This window comes from Proteus sp. Marseille-Q3619 (assembly GCF_965283115.1).
This window is the reverse complement of sequence record NZ_CBDIMP010000001.1, coordinates 2,917,277-2,936,919: the sequence shown is the minus strand read 5'-3', so window position 1 is coordinate 2,936,919 and position 19,643 is coordinate 2,917,277. Positions and strand designations below refer to the sequence as shown.

Genomic DNA, 19,643 nt, shown 5'->3' with positions numbered 1-19,643 from the left:
TAAAAATAATAATCATTTAATTAAACAAATTAAATAACACGAATTGTTTTTATTTCTATGATAGTAATCACAGAATAAATTTTTTAATAACCACACTATCAGAAAGGATAATAAAAATACGTAAAAAAAATGATATAACACATTGTAAATACAAATATTTAACATTTTCTTACAACGTGTTTTTTAATCATAAAAAGAGTTGAAATCTATAATTTATCTACTAACGATACCGTTATTATATTTTTTATATAACGATAAGGCAAGCGGGTAAATAAAGAATTTATCATCACAACTTATTTCTTAATAAAATTAGTTAAGCGGAGATAAATATTAATGTCTGATACACATCATCGTCCAATATTAGATATTGGGCTATCAAGACTAGAGTTTCTGCGAATATCCGGTAAAGGGCTTGCAGGGATCACGATAGCACCCGCATTGCTTTCTCTTTTAGGTTGTAAGCAAGAAGAAATAGACAGCGGAATAATTCAATTAACCACAACACCTAAAGGCGTTTTAGTCACAAATAGAGCGCGTTGCACAGGATGCCACCGTTGCGAAACAGCATGTACAACATGGAATGATGGAAGCGTTGGATCATTCTTCTCACGTACCAAAATCCATCGTCACTTTTATTTTGGTGATAAAGGTATTGGCTCTGGTGGGGGGCTTTATGGCGATTTGAACTTTACAACGGATACATGCCGCCAATGTAAAGATCCTGAATGTATGAAGGTCTGCCCAGTCAAAGCTATCCGTTATCAAGAAGAGTTCGGCTGTATTGTCGTTGATACACGTCGTTGTATTGGTTGTGCCGCCTGTACAACAGCTTGTCCGTGGATGATGGCAACCCTCAACCCACAAACTAAAAAATCCGGCAAATGCAATTTATGTGGTGAGTGTGCATCAGCGTGCCCAACAGGTGCTCTGCAAATCATTGAATGGAAAGAAATTACTGTTTAATAAATCCAGACAATCACATCACTGAACCACATTTAGATTAGGAAGCAATATTATGACTAACGGCTGGACTGGAAATATTCTAAGAATCAATTTAACTACCGGTGCCATCACACGTGAAAGCTCAAGCAAGTATAAATTCTTGATTGGTGGTATGGGCTTTGGCTACAAAATTATGTACGAAGAGGTTGCTCCCGGCGTTAAACCTTTTGATGAAGAAAACAAAGTTGTTTTTGCAGTAGGTCCTTTAACTGGATCTGGCGCACCTTGTAGCTCTCGCGTCAATATCACCTCTCTTTCCACCTTTACTCGTGGCAACCTCGTTGTTGACGCTCATATGGGGGGATTTTTCGCAGCATGGATGAAGTTTGCAGGCTATGACTCTCTGATTATTGAAGGTAAATCAGATAAACCTGTTTGGATCCATATCGATGATGACCAAGTTTCTATTGAAGATGCCTCTTTCTTATGGGGTAAAGGCGTTCGTCAAACCACAGAAGAGCTGTGCGCACAAACTAGCCCTGAAGCCTGTGTTGCCGCAATTGGTCCTGCGGGTGAAAATTTAGTCCCGTTATCTGGCATTATTAATAGCCGTAATCACAGTGGTGGTGCGGGTGTTGGTGCAGTGTTAGGCGCTAAAAAATTAAAAGCGATTGTTGTCGAAGGTAGCCGAGGCGTTAACGTTGCTGATCGTAAAGCGTTAAAAGAGCTTAACGACTACATGATGACACAACTTATTGGCTCAAATAACAACCACGTTGTACCAAGCACACCACAATCATGGGCTGAATATTCTCATCCAGGTTCTCGCTGGACTGCACGCAAAGGACTTTTCTGGGGTGCGGCTGAAGGCGGACCTATCGAAACGGGTGAAATTCCTCCTGGTGATATCAATACCGTTGGTTTTAGAACCATGAAATCCACCTTTGACCTTGGTCCTGAAGCTGAAGAATACACGGTCAAAATGGGAGGTTGCCACTCTTGTCCTATTCGTTGTATGGCGCAACTTAATGTTCCACAAGCGAAAAAATTTGGTGTACCGCAAACTGGGGGTAATACCTGCGTTGCAAACTTTGTTCACACCACCATTTTCCCTAATGGCCCTAAAGATGTTGAGAAAAAAGGGGATGGCAACGTTGTTGGTAATCTTGTTGGTCTGAATATTTTTGATGATATGGGATTATGGTGTAACTACGGTCAACTCCATCGTGACTTCACTTATTGTTATACCCACGGCGTCTTTAAACGTGTGCTTTCTGAAGAAGAATATAACGATATTCCTTGGGATAAACTGGAAGAAGGTAACCCAGAATTTATCAAAGATTTCTATTACCGTTTAGCGCATCGTAAAGGTGAATTTAGCCACCTTGCCGATGGATCTTACCTGATGGCTCAGCGTTGGAATTTAGGTGAAGAATATTGGGGTAACAAGAAAAATAAACTTTGGTCACCAATGGGCTTCCCAATTCACCACGCCAATGAAGCCTCTGCACAAGTTGGTTCTATCGTTAACTGTATGTTTAACCGCGACGCGATGACACATACCCATATCAACTATATCGGTAGTGGTTTACCGCTGAAATTGCAAAAAGAGATTGCAGGTGAGCTATTTGGCTCTGGTGATGCTTTTGATGAAACCAAAAACTACACACCAATTAATAAAGCAAAAATTGCTTATACCAAATGGACTCTCTTACGTAGTTGCTTACACGATGCCGTCACTTTATGTAACTGGGTATGGCCGATGACGGTTTCCCCTCATAAGAGCCGTAACTATCGTGGTGATCTTGAAATGGAAGCCAAATTCTTCACGGCGATCACAGGTGAACCAACCACATCTAAAGATTTAGATTTAGCCTCAGAGCGTATCTTCACCTTACACCGCGCTTATACCGTTAAATTAATGAACACTATGGATATGCGCAATGAGCATGACCAAATCTGTTCATGGGTATTTGATAAAGATCCTGATATTCCTGTCTTTACTGAAGGTACAGACAAAATGGACAGAGAAGATATGCAGCTTTCTCTCACCATGTTCTATGAAGAAATGGGCTGGGACCCTAAATTAGGTTGCCCAACAAAAGAAACTTTAGTTCGCCTTGGATTACAAGATGTTGCAGATGATTTAGCGTCTCGTGGTTTATTACCAAGTTAATAGGTAAAAGAAGGAGATCATGATGATAGAACAAAGTGCATCGGCTTCTATACCACAAGATATCGCTGATGATGCAGATATTGCTTTAGAGCAGCCTGATATTTCTCGTCGCCGTTGGTTACTGCCACTATCAGAAACCGGTGTTGGACGTAGTGCTAACACCTCAACGGATATCGTAGAAGAGCCCGTTGCAGAGATAGCAGAATTATCTGCCGAACAACATCTAGCGAATGCGATACGTCAATGTTCAAAAGAAGGTGAACTATTAGCAATTTCAACGCTGTATGATGCGCCCTATTCTCTGACAGAAGAAGATATTGCGCAGTTAGAAACCGCGTTAAAGAGCGACGAGTTTATTGATATCGCCCATTTAAGTCTCAATGGCGAGGATTATTTCTACTCAGATGAATTTATGTCAGATAACTTCGCACAACTGCAATTACTAAACCGCTATGCGGATATTTGTACAGCAATTGCAGGTGTGGTTCGTTTTGAATGTGAAACCTATCCTCGACCATTGAAACAAAGCATGTTGATGTCTGAACCTTTTCAGTACACGGCTTCAGAGATTGAAGATGCACTGACACTGATGAAAACTCACCCTGATTTTCAGGATATTCAGCAAGTTTTAGCGTCCAACGATGCCCCTTATCTCTTTAGCAATACGTTAATGAGTTACGGCAAAGCACGAGGCTTAACTGAATGGATTGAGGTAGAACAACATGAAAATCCTTAACGTTCCACCTTATCAACGAAATTCGATGTGGGTATTACAACATCATCAGACTGAGGAGCAAAAATAATGCGTGTTTCTCGCCGTAAATTTGTAGCAGGTATGGGATCGGTCATTTTTTTCAGTGCGCCACTAGGAAGTGCGCTTGCAGCAACTGCAGAAAAAAAACCTATCCGCTATGCCATGATCCACGATGAGACGCTCTGTAATGGCTGTAATATCTGTGCCACTGCATGTCGTCGATTAAATAAAGTACCCAATGGAATGGCTCGAATGGATATTGCTCATATTCCATTAAGCCTCAAAGAAGATAACGATAAATACCATTTCTTTAGACACTCTTGCCAGCAATGTGAAGACGCCCCTTGTATCCCAGTTTGTCCTACGGGTGCTTCTTGGCGTGATGAAACCAATGGCATTGTTCGTGTTAATAAAGAGAAATGTATTGGTTGTAGCTATTGTATATCGGCATGCCCATACCAAGTCCGTTATCTTAACCCTGTGACACATGTTGCTGATAAATGTGATTTTTGTCTTGAGTCTCGATTACAAAAAGGTTTCCCACCGATTTGTGTGAGCGCTTGTCCACAAAATGCCTTGTTATTTGGTAGAGAAGACAGCCCTCAAATTCAAGAATGGCTCAAAACACATGATTACTATATCTATCAACTCGATGGCGTAGGAAAACCACATCTCTATCGTCGTGTAGGGCCTCATTCTCAAGAGGAGGGTAAAGTATGAGTGCAGTTAATATCATGCCAAATGCCGAGCAATTTCAAGCCTCACTAAAAGAGTATGTCTTAATCTATACGCCTGACTATTTACCACTTTGGTTAATTGTTGCAGGTGTGCTCTTAGTGGGGATGTTGCTTGTTCTCGCACTGCATGGCTTCTTGCGTTATCGCTTTGCCACACCACACGGTGAGTCTCATAAAGAAGAGAAGCTCTATCTTTACTCTAAAGCAGTGCGTTTGTGGCACTGGAGTAATGCCTCTTTATTTATTCTGTTGCTTCTCAGTGGTGGCATTAACCATTTCGCCCTACTTTCTGCACACGATACAGCATTATTAGTTAGCGTGCATGAAATCTGTGGTTATCTGCTATTAGTTTGCTGGTTATCCTTCGTACTGATTAACCTTGTTGGTGGTAATGGCAAGTTTTACCGCATTGATGGCAAAAATTGGTTACAACGCACCTTAATGCAAGTTCGTTTTTACCTCTACGGCATTATCAAAGGCGAAGATCACCCCTTCCCAGCAACACCGAATGTTAAATTTAATCCACTGCAACAAATGGCTTATTTAGGTGTGATGTATGCATTAGTTCCATTGCTTTTAATAACTGGTGTTTTACTGCAAAACCCAGCATTTATTCCTGCTGATGCTGTAATGTTTAAAGCATGGCTATTGATCGCACACCAAGTATTAGCCGTATGTAGTGTCTTTTTTATTCTTGGTCACCTGTATCTGTGTACGACAGGCAGAACCCCATTCCAAACATTTCGCAGTATGGTTGACGGTTACCATAGACACTAATTGATACATGGATTAAGGAGCTTATATGTCAGTCCCTTCAAAGGAAAATATCACATTAACAAAAGAAGACTTACGACAACTGCATGTTTCAACTTCGCTTTATCGTTGGTTTTTGCGTTATTTTCCTGATGGAGGCACTTACAGTGCTATCCATAGTGAGTTAATAAAACAGCGCCGTACACAGTGGATAGAGAGCTTTATTCAATATATTTATTTACGTCATTTTAGTGAAACATCCTTTGCCAAACAGGAACAAGAAGTCATGGAAAACATCTTGTTCCTGCTCGGCGATGAACAACAGCAAGGCGTGTCATTACAACGCCTGCCATATCACAATACTTTGCCAACATCTGAAAATATTCAATTTTCTACCGAATGGCATCAATTGATCTTAAAAAGTCAGCAATTAAGTACCGATCTTGCTTTGTGTGGGAGTAATAACATTGTGGCTTTTTCTGGCGATGAAAACAGCATTGCCAACACAGGTTATAGTAATCAATTGATGAATACGGGTTTTGCAGGAAAAGTATGTAATACGGGTAATCAATGTCGTATTGGCAGCTTAGGTGGACGCTCTCGCATTTGTAATAGTGGCAATGATGTCAAAATTTATGCCTCTGGTAATGGTGTTCATATCGCAAACAGCGGCATGCGTAATTTTATTACTGCCTCGCAAGATCGAGCAAAAGTCACTAACACAGGTGATTTAGCACAAATCAACGTAATCGGACAAAACTCTGTCGCGATTAATACTGGTGATAATTGTAAAGTCACGGTATCTGGCGACGACAGTATTTGTATCTCAACAGGTAATCTACATCAATTCTGCTTAGGAAAAGGCGGCAGTGCAGTTATTGCTTATCATGATGGCAATCGTACTCGCTTTAAAATCTTCTATGAAGGTGAAGATGATATTGTTGCTGGAGTTCATTATTACTTAGATGAAAACCAACAGCCCGTGGCAGAAAAACAGTATTCTACAGATCAAAATTAATGAGTTATTCCAACAAAAAGGGAAACTTTCGTTTCCCTTTTCACGTTTAAATCAATGTGCTTTATCGCTTATTTAGTCACTTTCGTCTGGAGTGCTTTTTTACTCTGAGAGCCTGCAACTTTATCGTAAATACCACACACAACAATCGTCACCAATACAGGAATGAGCCATGCTAATCCCTGCTCACTTAATGGCAATTTAGTTGCCCAGTCTGGTAATAAATGTTTCAGATAATCAGAGGCTTTTATTGCATCAAAAATACCGAAAAATAAGCTAACAGCCATCGCTGGCGCGATAATACGGCTTGGATTATTCCACAGACGTAAAGTGAAACTCATCAAAATAATCACAATACAAGGTGGATAAATCATAATCAGCACAGGAATCGAAAACTCAATAAGTTTGCTTAATCCTAAGTTTGAAACAACCGCTGAGAATATCGCTAAAATCAACACTAATGTACGGTAAGAGATGGGCAAATAACGGCTAAAAAATTCAGCACATGCACAAGTTAAACCAACTGCCGTCACCATACAGGCTAAGAAAATCAGTAGAGCAAGGAAGAAGCTACCGAAGTCACCAAAAGTGTACTGAACATAGGCGTGTAAAATATCAGCACCATCTTGCGCCTCTGGAATAATGCTCCCACTGCTAGAACCTAATTTAAACAAGCTTAAGTAAATAGCTGTTAATAATACGCCCGCAATAATACCCGCCCACATAGTGTAACGTGTTAATAATGAAGAGTTATCTATTCCACGAGAGCGGGCAGCATTAACAATCACGATACCAAAAACCATCGCCCCCAAGGTATCCATGGTGAGATAACCATTGATAAAACCTTGAGTGAAAGCCATTTCACGATAAGCATCTGTGGCAGGGATCGCGCCACCAGCAGGCCAAAACACCGCAGCCACACCTAATACTGCTAATGCCAGAATTTTAATAGGCGCAAGAATATGACCAACACTATCTAATAATTTACCGGGATAAAGTGAAATACCAATCACAATTAAGAAATAGGCAATGCTATAAATCAGCAATGACATTTCTGTATCACCCACCAAAGGGGCAATACCCACTTTAAAAGAGACCGTTGCAGTACGAGGAGTTGCGAAAAGAGGCCCAACAGCAAGATAGGCAACAATAGCTAATAATAATCCCATTGATTTACCAATCGGTGTGCTTAATGCCTCTATACCACCACCGACTTTTGCTAATGCGACTACTGTTAAAACAGGTAAACCTACCCCTGTGATCAAAAAGCCAATTGCTGCTGTCCAAACAAATTCGCCTGATTGTAACCCCACCATTGGAGGAAAAATAATGTTGCCAGCGCCAACAAATAGGGCGAATGTCATAAACCCTAATGCCAGAATATCTCTGGAAGTTAATCTATGTGCCATAAGTTTTGTTAATATATAGTTACAATAATGGTTAAATTGCGCCAATATAGCGCAACATAAAATCAACAATATCTATTTAGGCTCATACCATCATTATTCAGGATAATATCCATATATAATCATTTCATGTAGAGCAATTAAGTGCTAAATAGAAAAAATTGCCGATAACTGGTCACAAGTAAAACTTTTATAATGAAAAAAGGCAATAGCCAATCTAAAAACCAGAAGAATCATCTAAACTATTTTTCAGGTCTAGTTATAACTGTCATATATCATCGAATATACATGATATGATTTGTGCATTTTATCACCAATAATATTGAATATTAGCGTCATTTAAAGTTACCATTAATTAATAATATTAAAATTTAACACTACGATATTAGTTTTTATTGATATTAAAAAGATTAAAAAAGGACAAAAAAGCCTTTATCACTGATTGAATAGAAGTGATAAAGGCTTTAAAAAAGACATTCTGCTAGTGTGTTTTTTTAGCAGTAAGCAATGTTTGAGGAAGGATAAAAGAGAATGTACTCCCAACACCTACTTTACTTTCAATATTCAATTGAGAGTGATGATGAAGCAACGATTTTTTCACAATCGCCAAACCTAAACCAGTACCGCCAGAATGACGAGAGCGAGCTTTATCTACGCGATAAAAACGCTCTGTTAAACGTGTTAAGTGTTCAGCGCTGATCCCCGCCCCATTATCTGAAACACTAAATAACATACCTTGGGGTATTTTCTTCCAACTCACTTTGATTGTTGTACCCTCTTCAGTGTGATTAATGGCGTTATACACTAAATTAGAAACAGCACTACGCAGTTGCTCTTCATTACCACGAACAGCCCACTCTTCATCAACATCAAAAACAATCTGATGTTGACCTTGGCTTAGTGAGTTCGCTTCTTGTTGTAATAAAGCCAAAATGGCAGGAATATCAACAATTTTGTTTAAATCAATATGAGGAGCAGATTCGATACGAGAAAGCTGTAAGAGTTGCTGAACAAGCGTATCCATACGTTTAGCCTGCTCTTGCATCGTAACTATCGCCTTATGCTCTGCGGGTTTTGCTACACTATTTTCTTCCATCATCTCAAGATAACCTTGAATAACGGTTAGTGGTGTTCTTAGCTCATGACTGACATTAGCAAAAAAATCACGTCGTGAGTTTTCTAGTTTATTTTTTTCTGTTACATCGCGCGCCACCATTAAGCGCTGATCTTCGCTATATGGCATCACACGAAACTCAACAATAGAGCCATTATTTAGTGAAATAGTTAAGGGGCGACTAAAATCACCTGCGGTAAAATAGTGCAAAAAATCAGGATAACGTAATAAGTTAAAAATATTTTGCCCATTATCATCAGGCCAGCGAAAGCCTAATAGATGTTGAGCTAGACTATTACACCAAAAAATATTCCCTTCATTTGTCATCATCACAACAGCATCGGGTAAACTTTCAGCCCCGCTTCTAAAACGTTTAATTAAGTCGCCTAATTCTCTGCGTCGTTTACGATTACGTTGTTGGGTCTGTCGAATACCATAAAAAATAGGCTCCCATCCCCCTCTCCCTTCCGGAGGTAATACAGAGCGATCTAACCATAACCATTTAGATAATTTCAGCAAATTATAGGCATGCCACACAAGGGCACTGAGAAGCGATGCCACCAGCAACCAAGGAAGATGCCCAATAAAAAGCGATAATATAAAGGCAGGCAAGCAAAATAGACATAGCCCCCAAACGAGGGCTTTCCACGATAGTCGTTCTAACACCTGACGATTACTCCCATATTGACTTAGAAACGGGCAGAAAAACGATATCCCGTTCCACGTACTGTCTGTATCATTCTGTCATGGCCATCTTCTTCAATAGCCTTACGTAAACGACGAATATGCACATCAACAGTACGGTCTTCGACATAAACATTGGTTCCCCAAACGTAGTTTAGCAGTTGTTCTCTGCTATATACGCGTTCAGGATGTGTCATAAAAAAGTGTAGGAGTTTAAATTCGGTAGGGCCCATATCAATCGGCTTATCTTGACTTGTGACGCGGTGAGAAACAGGATCAAGACCGAGTCCATTGAATTCAATAACATCTTCCGCTGACATCGGTGATAAACGCCGTAAAATCGCCTTCACTCGGGCAACAAGCTCTTTAGGTGAAAACGGTTTGATAACATAATCATCAGCACCCGTCTCTAGGCCTTGGACTTTATCTTCTTCTTCCCCTTTTGCCGTTAGCATAATAATGGGAATATCACGGGTATTACTTTCCCGCTTCATCTGTTTTATTACCTGCAAGCCTGATCCACCAGGGATCATCCAATCTAATAAAACCAGATCAGGGTAAGGATCGATAAGAAAACTCAATGCAGAATCATAGTCTTCTGCTTCAATAGGTTGAAAACCATTTTGTTCCAAAACAAAACAGATCATCTCTCGAATTGCGGTTTCATCTTCAACAACAAGAATACGCCTTGCCATACTCTATCCTGTGTAATGTATATAGAGGGTCAAAATGATTATGATGCACTTTTATGACAGATTTATGACTAGCCTTAACATTACTGAAATAGATCCCTGTTGTTAAGGTAAATAAATCATTTTTTGGTGAAATATCACTCAAAAAAGGGAGTTATTGTTGAGTTTTCACTAAAAAAGCAAGGTGCGCTATACTCTTCACCAGATAAAAAAGAGGGATAGCAATGCGGATTATTCACACATCAGACTGGCATTTAGGGCAATATTTTTTTACTAAGACTCGAGCTAAAGAACACCAACAGTTTCTTGATTGGTTATTAGCACAAATTAAACATTACCAAGTTGATGCTCTGATTGTTGCGGGTGATATTTTTGATACTGGCTCCCCTCCAAGCTACGCCCGAGAGCTTTATAACCGTTTTGTTGTTGCTATTAGAGATACACAATGTCAGCTCGTTATTCTAGGTGGTAATCACGATTCGGTGGCAACACTAAATGAATCAAAATCACTGTTGGCATGTTTAAATACGACCGTTATTGCCAATGTTCATGCTGAAACACCACAAGCTCCGTTAATTCTTCCTAAAAAAGATAACACTCCAGGAGCATTACTTTGTGCAATCCCTTATCTACGCCCTAGAGACATGATCAGCAGTAAAAGTGGGCAATCAGGTGCTGAAAAACAAACAGCCTTAAAAGAAGCGATTGCTGAATATTATCAAGCTCAATATCAAGCAGCTCTCGAATTACGTCAGCAATTAAATGTCGATATTCCCATTATTGCAACGGGTCATCTCACCACGATTGGAGCGAGTGTGACAGATTCCGTCCGTGAAATTTATATCGGCACCTTAGAAGCCTTTTCAGCAACCCTATTTCCTGAATTTGACTATATTGCCCTTGGTCATATTCATCGCCCTCAAGTGGTGAATAAATCAGGTCATATTCGTTATAGCGGCTCTCCTATTCCGTTAAGTTTTGATGAATGTGGACAACAGAAAAGTATCTGCCTTATCGATTTTGAGCAAGAAAAATTAACTAACCTCACACTATTACCTATTCCTGAATTTCAGTTACTACGCACTATCAGTGGTTCATTAAAAGAAATAGCGATACAACTTGAGGATTTAAAAAAACAATACGGTGAAATAGATACCACTATTTGGTTGGATATCGAAGTTTCAACACAAGATTATCTCAGTGATATACAAACCCGTATTCAAGAGCTAACTAACGATCCGCTTTTTGATGTGATCTTATTAAGAAGAGCGAGAAAACAACGCCAAGCGTTCACTCAAAATGAGAACGAAACACTGACCGAATTAACCGTTTATGATGTTTTTGAAAGACGTTTAGAACAGCATGAGTTTGATTCAGAAGAAACTAAAACTCGTTTAACAACATTATTTAAACAAGCAGTTGAAATGGCAGAGAAAGAGGATAACGAAGCATAATGAAAATCTTAAGTCTGCGATTTAAAAATATTAACTCCTTAAAAGGCGAGTGGAAGATTAACTTTAACCAAGAGCCTTTTATCAGCAATGGATTATTTGCCATTACAGGCCCCACGGGGGCAGGAAAAACCACTCTGTTAGATGCGATTAGTTTGGCGCTTTATCATAGAACACCACGATTAGATAAAGTCACACAATCTCAAAATGAATTAATGACTCGTCATACCGCAGAGTGTTTGACCGAAGTCGAATTTGAAGTCAAAGGTGTGGCTTATCGAGCATTTTGGGAACAACGCCGAGCTAATTATAAAGAAGATGGCAATCTTCAAGCGCCACAGGCTGAACTTGTTAAAATAAATACAACAGGAGGCGAAGACAAAATATTAGCAAGCAAAATAAGCCAAGTGAAAGAGATGATCATTAATATTACGGGCCTTGATTTTGATCGTTTCACTAAATCTATGTTGCTTTCTCAAGGACAATTTGCGGCTTTTTTAAATGCAGATGATAAATCTCGTGCTGAATTACTCGAAGAACTCACTGGCACAGATATTTATCGCCATATCTCCCAATCTATCTTTAAACATTGGCGTGAAGAAGAACAAGCATTAAAAGCACTAAAACAGCAAGCCGAAATGATGGCGTTATTAGATGAAAATGCTCGCCAAGCGTTATTAACTGAACAAACCGATCTTTTTGTCAAAGAGAGCCGATTACAAAAAGAACAGCTGGAATATCAAGCAGCAAAACAGTGGCAAGAAAAAGAAACTGAACTTAATAAAAACAAACTATTAGCACAAACCGAAGTTAACTTAGCACAAGAAGCCTTAATCGCCGCCAAACCCGATATTCAACGTCTTGAAAATAGCGAACCAGCAGAAAAAATCCGCCCAATTTATGATGAAAAGGATCGTCTATTAAAAGAACAAACCTATATTGAGTCACAACTCTCAACACTAACAGCAGAAAAACAGCTCATTGAACAACAGAGCCAACCTATTAATCAGCATTTAATCGAGGCTCGTAACACATTTAAACAACACGATGAAAAAAAACAGCAAATATTGCAGCTTATACGTGAAAAAGTAGCACCATTAGATAATCGGTTAATCTTGCTACAACAAGATATTTCAGTAAAAACACAGCAAAAAAATACGCTAGAAAAAACGCAATCAGAATATCTGGAAAAAATACAGTTAACTGAAGCCAAATTAGCTGGCTCACAAAAACAATTTAATGAATTAGACGAATATTTAAATCAGCATATAGCTCATGCTCAACTGGCTGAAAATTTACCGTTATGGCAACGTTATTTTGAGCAATATGATGAAATTACAGAGAAATATCTAATTAGCCAGAAAAGTGAAAAAGCAGAACAAGAAAAAGAATGCTTACTTAAACTCGAATTAGAAAAAGCGACCAAAGCGCTAGAAGTGCAACAGTACAATCTTAACTTACAGCAACAACAATTAAGCGAATTACAAACACAACTTGAGCAACAAAATAAAGCTGATGCTATTGCGGATATCCCTCATCGTTTGCAACAAATTTCACAACAACGAAATGCACTCGCTAAACTAATGGGATTACAAACCCAATTACAACGCAATATCAAAACTGAATATCAATACCAAAAAAGCTATTCAGAAAATCAGCAAAAAATAGCAATGCTGACTGAAAGCATCCATAAAAATGACATTGTTTTAAAAGAGAAAGAACAACATCTTAAAGACTTAAACGATAATTATCTGCTAATACGAAAGTTAGCAGAATATGAAGAAGAGAGACAACGTTTAGTTAAAGATACCCCATGTCCTGTTTGTGGTTCAACCGAGCATCCTTATGTTGAAAAATATAAAGAAATTCAAACTGATGAAACGAAATCACGGTTAGATACCTTAACACAGCAAGTACATGCATTAACTATAGAGTTAGTGGAACAAAAAACACAGTGTGCTGGCTATCAAACTCAAAACGAAAAGCTTAATGAAGATCTTGAGCAACTCACCCAAGATATAGCGACATTAAAACAACAATGGCGAACCTTAGCACAAACGCACACAATACCTGATGTTGATTGCGAAGAAGATGCTTTGGCTAAATTGGATGCAGAGCTTGAGAAAAAAGATAATTTACTCACACAAAAGCAATCCAGCTATAAAGCGTTAGAAACCAAAATTCAGCAAGAATACAAACTGCTATCTGATACCAAAGAGCAATTTAATCAACAACAGCAAGCGATCCTTCATCAGCAAAATGAATTTGCGCAACAACAAAAAGAAGCCATCAATAAACAACAACAAACAACGCAATATCTTCAACAACAAACCCAGTTAACTCAGGATCTTCAATCTCTTGTCAAACAGCAAGGTTATGAATTACAGGAATGTGAAGATAAAATTCAATGGCTTATTGCGCGTAAAAAAGAGAGCCAACAATATCAATCAACCTTAAAAACACATCACGAATTACAACAAACAATCCGCGAATTGTTATCAACACTGCAAGAAAGAAAACGCTATTTATCTGAAATTCAAAAAGAACTTGATGCTGTTTTAATCCATTTACAACAACTACATCAGCAACAAGAACAGCTAAAAGCACAACGCCAAGCGTTATTCGGGACACAAACCACCGAAGATGCGCGTAATGAATTAGATAAACAGAGTCAATTGTTACAAAAACAAATTGAGCAATATAGCGAAGAAAAAAACCGACTCGAAATCCGTTTAAATCAGCTTATTGGTCAATATCAGGAAAATGAAAAATCACTACAACGGTTACAAACGCGTTCACAAGACATTATTGAACAATATCAACATGCGTTAAAAAACAGTCCGTTTGCTGATGAAAATGCATTTTTAGCCTCTCTGTTATCAGTCGAAGAAAGAAACTGTTTACAAGAACAGCAAAAACAACGACTTGATAGATTATTGCAAGAAAAAACTCGCTTAGACACTCAAGAAAAGGCATATCAGCAGCACTTGTTACAACAACCGTTGTTATCGACTGAGCAAAATATTGAACAAATCACTACACATTTATTAGCACTAGAAACACAGCTGGCTCATATACAAGAAACCAAATTCCGCATTCAAGAGCAACTGCGTACTGATGAAGAAAAACGCAAAGAACAACAAGCCTTACTCGACAAAATAACGAAACAGCAATCTCACTTTGATGATTGGAGTTACTTAAACGAATTGGTGGGATCTGCATCAGGAGATAAGTTCAGCCGATTTGCTCAAGGCTTAACGCTTGATCATCTAATTTATTTGGCTAATCGTCGTTTAGAAAAGCTTCATGGTCGTTATTTCTTGCAACGTAAAACACCAGCAAGCCTTGAATTACAAATTGCCGATACATGGCAAGCTGATGCGCTACGGGATACTCGCACGCTCTCTGGTGGCGAAAGTTTTTTAGTCAGCTTATCGCTCGCCTTAGCGCTTTCAGATTTGGTCAGTAACAAAACTCAAATCGAATCACTATTTCTAGATGAAGGCTTTGGCACATTAGATCCTGATACCTTAGATATTGCATTAGACGCTCTCGATAGCCTCAACGCATCTGGAAAAATTATTGGTGTAATTAGTCACGTAGAAGCCATGAAAGAGCGCATTCCAGTGCAAATTAAAGTGAAGAAAGCCGGAGGTGTTGGCATTAGCCAGCTTGCTCCTGAGTTTAGATATGTAGATAAACAGATTTTAAATCAAGTAGTTAAAAACTAGGTCGAATATTTTGACGTAGCTGATTAAATTTTTTATATATCAATAAATCACTACTAAGCCCTATAGTATGTCCATAGATTAGCTCAAGCTAAGACACGCTTTAAGCGCTTAAATTTATCAAGGAGACAATCATGTCTAACGCATTTACTGATTTAATGAAAAAACGTAGAACAATTTATCATTTAGGTAATCAACTTCCAATTAGCGAAGACAGAGTCACTGAAGTTATCAAAGAAGCGGTTAAAGAGAGCCCAACTGCATTTAACTCACAAACATCTCGTGTTGTTGTTCTGTTTGGTGAACAACATCAAAAACTGTGGGATATCGTTAAAAATACCCTGAAAAAATTAGTGCCAGCAGAAGCATTTAGTGCAACTGAAGCGAAAATTAATAGCTTTGCAGCAGGCGCAGGTTCAATTCTTTATTTTGAAGACACTGATATCGTAAAAGGTCTTCAAGAACAATTCCCACTGTATGCGGATAACTTCCCTGTATGGTCAGAACAAGCAAGTGGTATGGCGCAACTCTCTGTTTGGACTGCATTAGCAGCAGAGAACGTAGGTGCTTCATTACAACACTACAACCCAATTATTGATGACGAAGTTCATGCAACTTGGGATCTGCCAAAAACATGGAAACTAAGAGCTCAAATGGTCTTTGGTTCAATTGAACAAGAGGCTGGTGAAAAGAATTATATGGAAGATGATGCACGCTTTAAAATCTTCAAATAAGTGTTAGAACAGACATCTGACAAAAGACCCTAGCAATAAGTAATACCCTCTTTTTTTTACTTTCATTCCTTGCCCACAGCCACTGTGGGCTTTTTTTTGCCCATATCCAACATAAAAGAAAGGTGGCATTAGGCCACCTTTCTTTTATGTTGTAATCAGTTTTAGATCAGTCTTTCGCTGTTTCTTCTGAGCATTATAGAAATTCTCATGAGAACCTATATGCAATAAATACAGTTCAACTTTGTTGGCGACCCATGAATAGCCGAGTAGTACAGTCAGCTCATTAAGCCTAAATTTATGTACTCTAAGATGAGTAAGATCACCTTTTTTCTGTTCACCAATCAATGGATTATCAATTATTTGATCAATTTCATCTTCAATAATTTTCACATCTGATTCAGGCAACTTTTTCATTGCCTTTTCAAATCGAGCTGACTGATAAACATCAATCTCTTTTTGTGGTTCGGACATATCGAGAAACCTTTTTGTTTTCGACTTCCGCCTGTGCCAGTAACAATTCTTCGATAAAGCTATATGGCAGATCAGGGTTATCTTCAGCTATACGCCCTATTTTAGCCCAGTGTTCAATTTGTTTAGGAACACTTCTGCTTTTCGCTTCCGCATGAATTTTAGCATCAGACACAAAGTCTTCATCTAATCTTACGGAAATAGCCATGATTTACACTCCTAATACCTATCGGGTGTTACAACTTTATAGAATTAAAACGCTATAAATTTTTATGTTAATAACTCACGACAAAAAATGAAATCTTTTGTCGCTAAACGCAACAATACACCACAGATGATATGTTGTAAAGATTCCAACTTTGTTGCTTATGCCTTCATGCTCACTAAAAAAATACTTATTCTCCAATAAAAAACATAAAAAAGAGCAAAGTGCGTAATGAATACAAAGGTAGGGATGGACCCTTTGTGTTCAACACTTTGCTCTCTTTATTTATTTACGCACCTCCCGTAAGAGGTGCGATTTTCACAAGGCGTATGAAAATACGTTATTTACGTGTGATGTTATTCGCTTTTGGTTGAGCAATTGGAGACTGCTCAGCAAAGTATTTCACGACTGCATCAACATCTGGCACGCTGTAAACTGGATCTTTACCTTCTTTCAGTACAGAGAAGTTACTACCACCTGTTGCTAAGTATTCGTTAGCAACAACACGGTAGTTCGCTTTCATATCTACTGGTTTACCATCAATTTTCATTGATTCAACGATAACACGGTTACCATTAGATGCTTTGCTATCCCATGTGTACTGGAAGTTACCTGAAATCGCTAACACTTGTGGACGTGAACGATCCCATTGTTGTTCTAACAGGCGTTTGATTTGCTCACCTGTTAATGTTTGAGTTAACAGTACGTTAGAGAATGGCTGTACTGTGTAGATTGCGTTATAAGAAACGTCGCCACCTGTCATATCAGCACGAATACCACCGCTGTTCATAAATGCGATTTGTGCGCCACCCATATCTTTTGGTTTTGCAGTGTATAAATGCGCATCAGCAATCACTTGACCCAGTGCAGACTCACCCGCGTCGTTAGTTTGCTTCGTTAAATTACCTTCTAACTTACCAATGATACGGTTAGCTAATGGGGTTGCGATTTTTTCGTAAGCTTCTAACAGTTTGGTAACGGCTGGATCTTTTTCATATTTGCGGTTATCAACCCAAATATTACGTGCTTCAACATCAACAACGTCTTTTGTTGTTTTGTCTAGTTTCAGATCGATACGCGTTAACATTGCACCATTTGATTGCGCAGATGTCACTGATTTACCGTTGATAGTACAGTTATAAGCTTGGTGAGTATGACCGGTCACAACGAAGTCAATCGCAGGATCTAATTGATCAACAACACCTAATACTTTACCAGTAATACCATTACATGCGTTGATATTCACAGGACCACCGTCACGACGTTGTGCAGCACCTTCGTGAATTAACACACCAATCGCTTGAACACCTTGCGCCTTTAACTGAGGCACTAATGCGTTGATTGTTTTCGCTTCGTTATGGAAACTTAAACCTTCAGTACCTTTAGGTGTTACGATTGCCGCAGTACCTTCCAGTGTGACACCGATAAATGCAACAGGGATACCATTAAATTCTTTGATAACATATTCAGGCAGTAATGTTTTACCTGTTTCGTTAACAATAACGTTAGCGGCTAAGTATTGGAAATCAGCGCCTTTAAATTCAGTTGGACCTTGGCAACCTGTTACTGGGTGGCAACCACCGTTCTGTTTACGCAGTAACTCGCTCATGCCTTTATCAAATTCGTGGTTACCCACAGACGTTGCTTCTAAGCCAGCTAATGATAACGCTTCAATAGAAGGTTCATCATGGAACATTGAAGATAACAGTGGGCTTGCACCAACCATATCACCCGCTGCAACAACGATGTTGTTCGGGTTATCTTTCTTCATTTCTTTGATTAATGTTGCCATGTGCTCGATGCCACCAGGTTTGTTTGGACCTGGCGCTTTTAGTGCACCGTGGAAGTCGTTCATTGCGATAACACGCACATCAACAACATTAGCTTCGTCGTAGTTCTTTGCACAACCAGCTAATAAGACTGAGCTTACTGCCAGTGCAACGAGTTTATATTTATGGTTCATTTAAAATTTATCCCTAAGATCAAAATTCACGTTTCGGACAATCAATGACTTCGAAATCTTTGCTATAACAGATATAGAATTCATCTCGATTAATTTGAATTTCCTTATCCTTCAATGATGGATTGTGTTCTTTTAAGAACTTAATCAATGCACTGTTTGAAGGACGGCCTTCTGGTAATACTAACGCTTCATACAACTCTTTTTGTTTACCAAAGAATGCATCTGGTGTATCAAACGCACATACACCGTGTTTTTCCCACTCACCTTGTAGTAAGTCGATACCCGGAGAATCACACAGATAAGGTTTGATAGCAGAGTATTCTAAAGGTGGTAAATCGCCTTTACATAAACGAGGATGCTTGCGTATGTCTTTCCAATCACGGCACTCTTCCCATGATTTACCATCACAGGTTTCAGCCCACAGCCCATGAACAATCCAACCAAATTTATTATCTGAGAAGCATTGGATTTCAAATTTATCATACTCACGTTTTGCACGATCTTTTTCATTGTCGTTATTTAAACGCTTAATGTTATTACTTTTATAATCACAAAAAGCGGGTGAGTAGTTAATCGCTAACTTAAAGTAATCTGTTGATGCTGTGCTGTTTTGACCATAGCGATCATTAGAAGCAATGTAGTCGTAAGGTGCTGTTGGTGCATCAGGTAAAATACAAGATACGCCTTCAACTAATTTAGCTTGAGGTTTTAATGGTTCTGTAATTTCAGGTGCTTGCGTTGCACATCCTGCTAATACTAAAGCAAAAGCAGCAGGTAATAGCTTCATAAAGCGCATAAAATCCCCTTAAAGAGCAATAAGT

General features: G+C 38.8%; 16 protein-coding genes. 9 read left to right on the top strand and 7 right to left on the bottom strand.

Going from position 1 to position 19,643, the window contains the following annotated elements; all coding sequences use genetic code 11:
* The first annotated feature begins 333 nt into the window (after positions 1 to 333).
* The 6 genes from ACWPWK_RS13505 (at position 334) to ydhT (ending at position 6,380) form a co-directional block, all read left to right on the top strand.
* Positions 334 to 963 carry a ferredoxin-like protein gene (locus ACWPWK_RS13505; RefSeq protein WP_109371760.1) on the top strand — a complete coding sequence of 210 codons (630 nt, stop codon included), beginning with the start codon at positions 334 to 336 and terminating at the stop codon, positions 961 to 963.
* A gap of 52 nt (positions 964 to 1,015) precedes the next feature.
* Positions 1,016 to 3,118, top strand: a complete 2,103-nt coding sequence (locus ACWPWK_RS13500) for an aldehyde ferredoxin oxidoreductase (RefSeq protein WP_109371762.1) — start codon at positions 1,016 to 1,018, stop codon at positions 3,116 to 3,118.
* A gap of 22 nt (positions 3,119 to 3,140) precedes the next feature.
* The gene (locus ACWPWK_RS13495) at positions 3,141 to 3,854 is read left to right on the top strand and encodes a YdhW family putative oxidoreductase system protein (RefSeq protein WP_232799373.1); all 714 of its coding nucleotides are present in this window, start codon (positions 3,141 to 3,143) and stop codon (positions 3,852 to 3,854) included.
* Positions 3,855 to 3,920: 66 nt separating this feature from the next.
* On the top strand, positions 3,921 to 4,592 hold the full coding sequence (locus ACWPWK_RS13490) for a 4Fe-4S dicluster domain-containing protein (RefSeq protein WP_109371766.1): 672 nt from the start codon (positions 3,921 to 3,923) through the stop codon (positions 4,590 to 4,592).
* Positions 4,589 to 5,386: a thiosulfate reductase cytochrome B subunit gene (gene phsC / locus ACWPWK_RS13485; RefSeq protein WP_109371768.1), complete on the top strand. Its 798-nt coding sequence runs from the start codon at positions 4,589 to 4,591 to the stop codon at positions 5,384 to 5,386. Before ACWPWK_RS13490 ends, phsC begins: the two co-directional genes overlap by 4 nt.
* 25 nt (positions 5,387 to 5,411) lie before the next feature.
* The gene (ydhT, locus tag ACWPWK_RS13480; protein ID WP_109371770.1) at positions 5,412 to 6,380 is read left to right on the top strand and encodes a protein YdhT; all 969 of its coding nucleotides are present in this window, start codon (positions 5,412 to 5,414) and stop codon (positions 6,378 to 6,380) included.
* A gap of 68 nt (positions 6,381 to 6,448) precedes the next feature.
* On the opposite strand, the gene brnQ is transcribed toward ydhT, so the two are convergent.
* From brnQ to phoB, 3 genes are all read right to left on the bottom strand, one after another.
* Positions 6,449 to 7,786 carry a branched-chain amino acid transport system II carrier protein gene (brnQ, locus tag ACWPWK_RS13475; protein WP_109371772.1) on the bottom strand — a complete coding sequence of 446 codons (1,338 nt, stop codon included), beginning with the start codon at positions 7,784 to 7,786 and terminating at the stop codon, positions 6,449 to 6,451.
* Between the two features lie 478 nt (positions 7,787 to 8,264).
* The gene (gene phoR / locus ACWPWK_RS13470; protein ID WP_109371774.1) at positions 8,265 to 9,563 is read right to left on the bottom strand and encodes a phosphate regulon sensor histidine kinase PhoR; all 1,299 of its coding nucleotides are present in this window, start codon (positions 9,561 to 9,563) and stop codon (positions 8,265 to 8,267) included.
* Positions 9,564 to 9,586: 23 nt separating this feature from the next.
* Positions 9,587 to 10,276: a phosphate regulon transcriptional regulator PhoB gene (phoB, locus tag ACWPWK_RS13465; protein WP_075673984.1), complete on the bottom strand. Its 690-nt coding sequence runs from the start codon at positions 10,274 to 10,276 to the stop codon at positions 9,587 to 9,589.
* A 221-nt stretch (positions 10,277 to 10,497) separates the two neighbouring features.
* On the opposite strand from phoB, the gene sbcD reads away from it, so the two are divergent.
* The 3 genes from sbcD (at position 10,498) to ACWPWK_RS13450 (ending at position 16,186) form a co-directional block, all read left to right on the top strand.
* A complete protein-coding gene (gene sbcD, locus ACWPWK_RS13460; RefSeq protein WP_109371776.1) occupies positions 10,498 to 11,727 on the top strand; it encodes an exonuclease subunit SbcD in 1,230 nt (409 codons plus the stop codon).
* A complete protein-coding gene (locus ACWPWK_RS13455) occupies positions 11,727 to 15,455 on the top strand; it encodes an AAA family ATPase (RefSeq protein ID WP_109371778.1) in 3,729 nt (1,242 codons plus the stop codon). The genes sbcD and ACWPWK_RS13455 overlap by 1 nt, the downstream gene beginning before the upstream one ends.
* A gap of 131 nt (positions 15,456 to 15,586) precedes the next feature.
* Positions 15,587 to 16,186, top strand: coding sequence for a nitroreductase family protein (locus ACWPWK_RS13450; protein WP_109371780.1), 600 nt, complete (start codon positions 15,587 to 15,589; stop codon positions 16,184 to 16,186).
* Between the two features lie 144 nt (positions 16,187 to 16,330).
* Here ACWPWK_RS13450 and ACWPWK_RS13445 read toward each other — a convergent pair whose 3' ends face one another.
* The 4 genes from ACWPWK_RS13445 to ACWPWK_RS13430 form a co-directional block, all read right to left on the bottom strand.
* Positions 16,331 to 16,657, bottom strand: coding sequence for a type II toxin-antitoxin system RelE/ParE family toxin (locus tag ACWPWK_RS13445; RefSeq protein ID WP_109371782.1), 327 nt, complete (start codon positions 16,655 to 16,657; stop codon positions 16,331 to 16,333).
* Entirely contained in the window at positions 16,632 to 16,862 is a 231-nt protein-coding gene (locus tag ACWPWK_RS13440) for a ParD-like family protein (RefSeq protein ID WP_004245167.1), read from the bottom strand. The genes ACWPWK_RS13445 and ACWPWK_RS13440 overlap by 26 nt, the downstream gene beginning before the upstream one ends.
* A gap of 337 nt (positions 16,863 to 17,199) precedes the next feature.
* Positions 17,200 to 18,822 (bottom strand): bifunctional metallophosphatase/5'-nucleotidase, encoded by a 1,623-nt coding sequence (locus ACWPWK_RS13435; protein ID WP_109371784.1) that lies wholly within the window; start codon positions 18,820 to 18,822, stop codon positions 17,200 to 17,202.
* A gap of 19 nt (positions 18,823 to 18,841) precedes the next feature.
* Positions 18,842 to 19,618: a ribonuclease T2 family protein gene (locus ACWPWK_RS13430; RefSeq protein ID WP_069368615.1), complete on the bottom strand. Its 777-nt coding sequence runs from the start codon at positions 19,616 to 19,618 to the stop codon at positions 18,842 to 18,844.
* Positions 19,619 to 19,643: the final 25 nt, after the last annotated feature.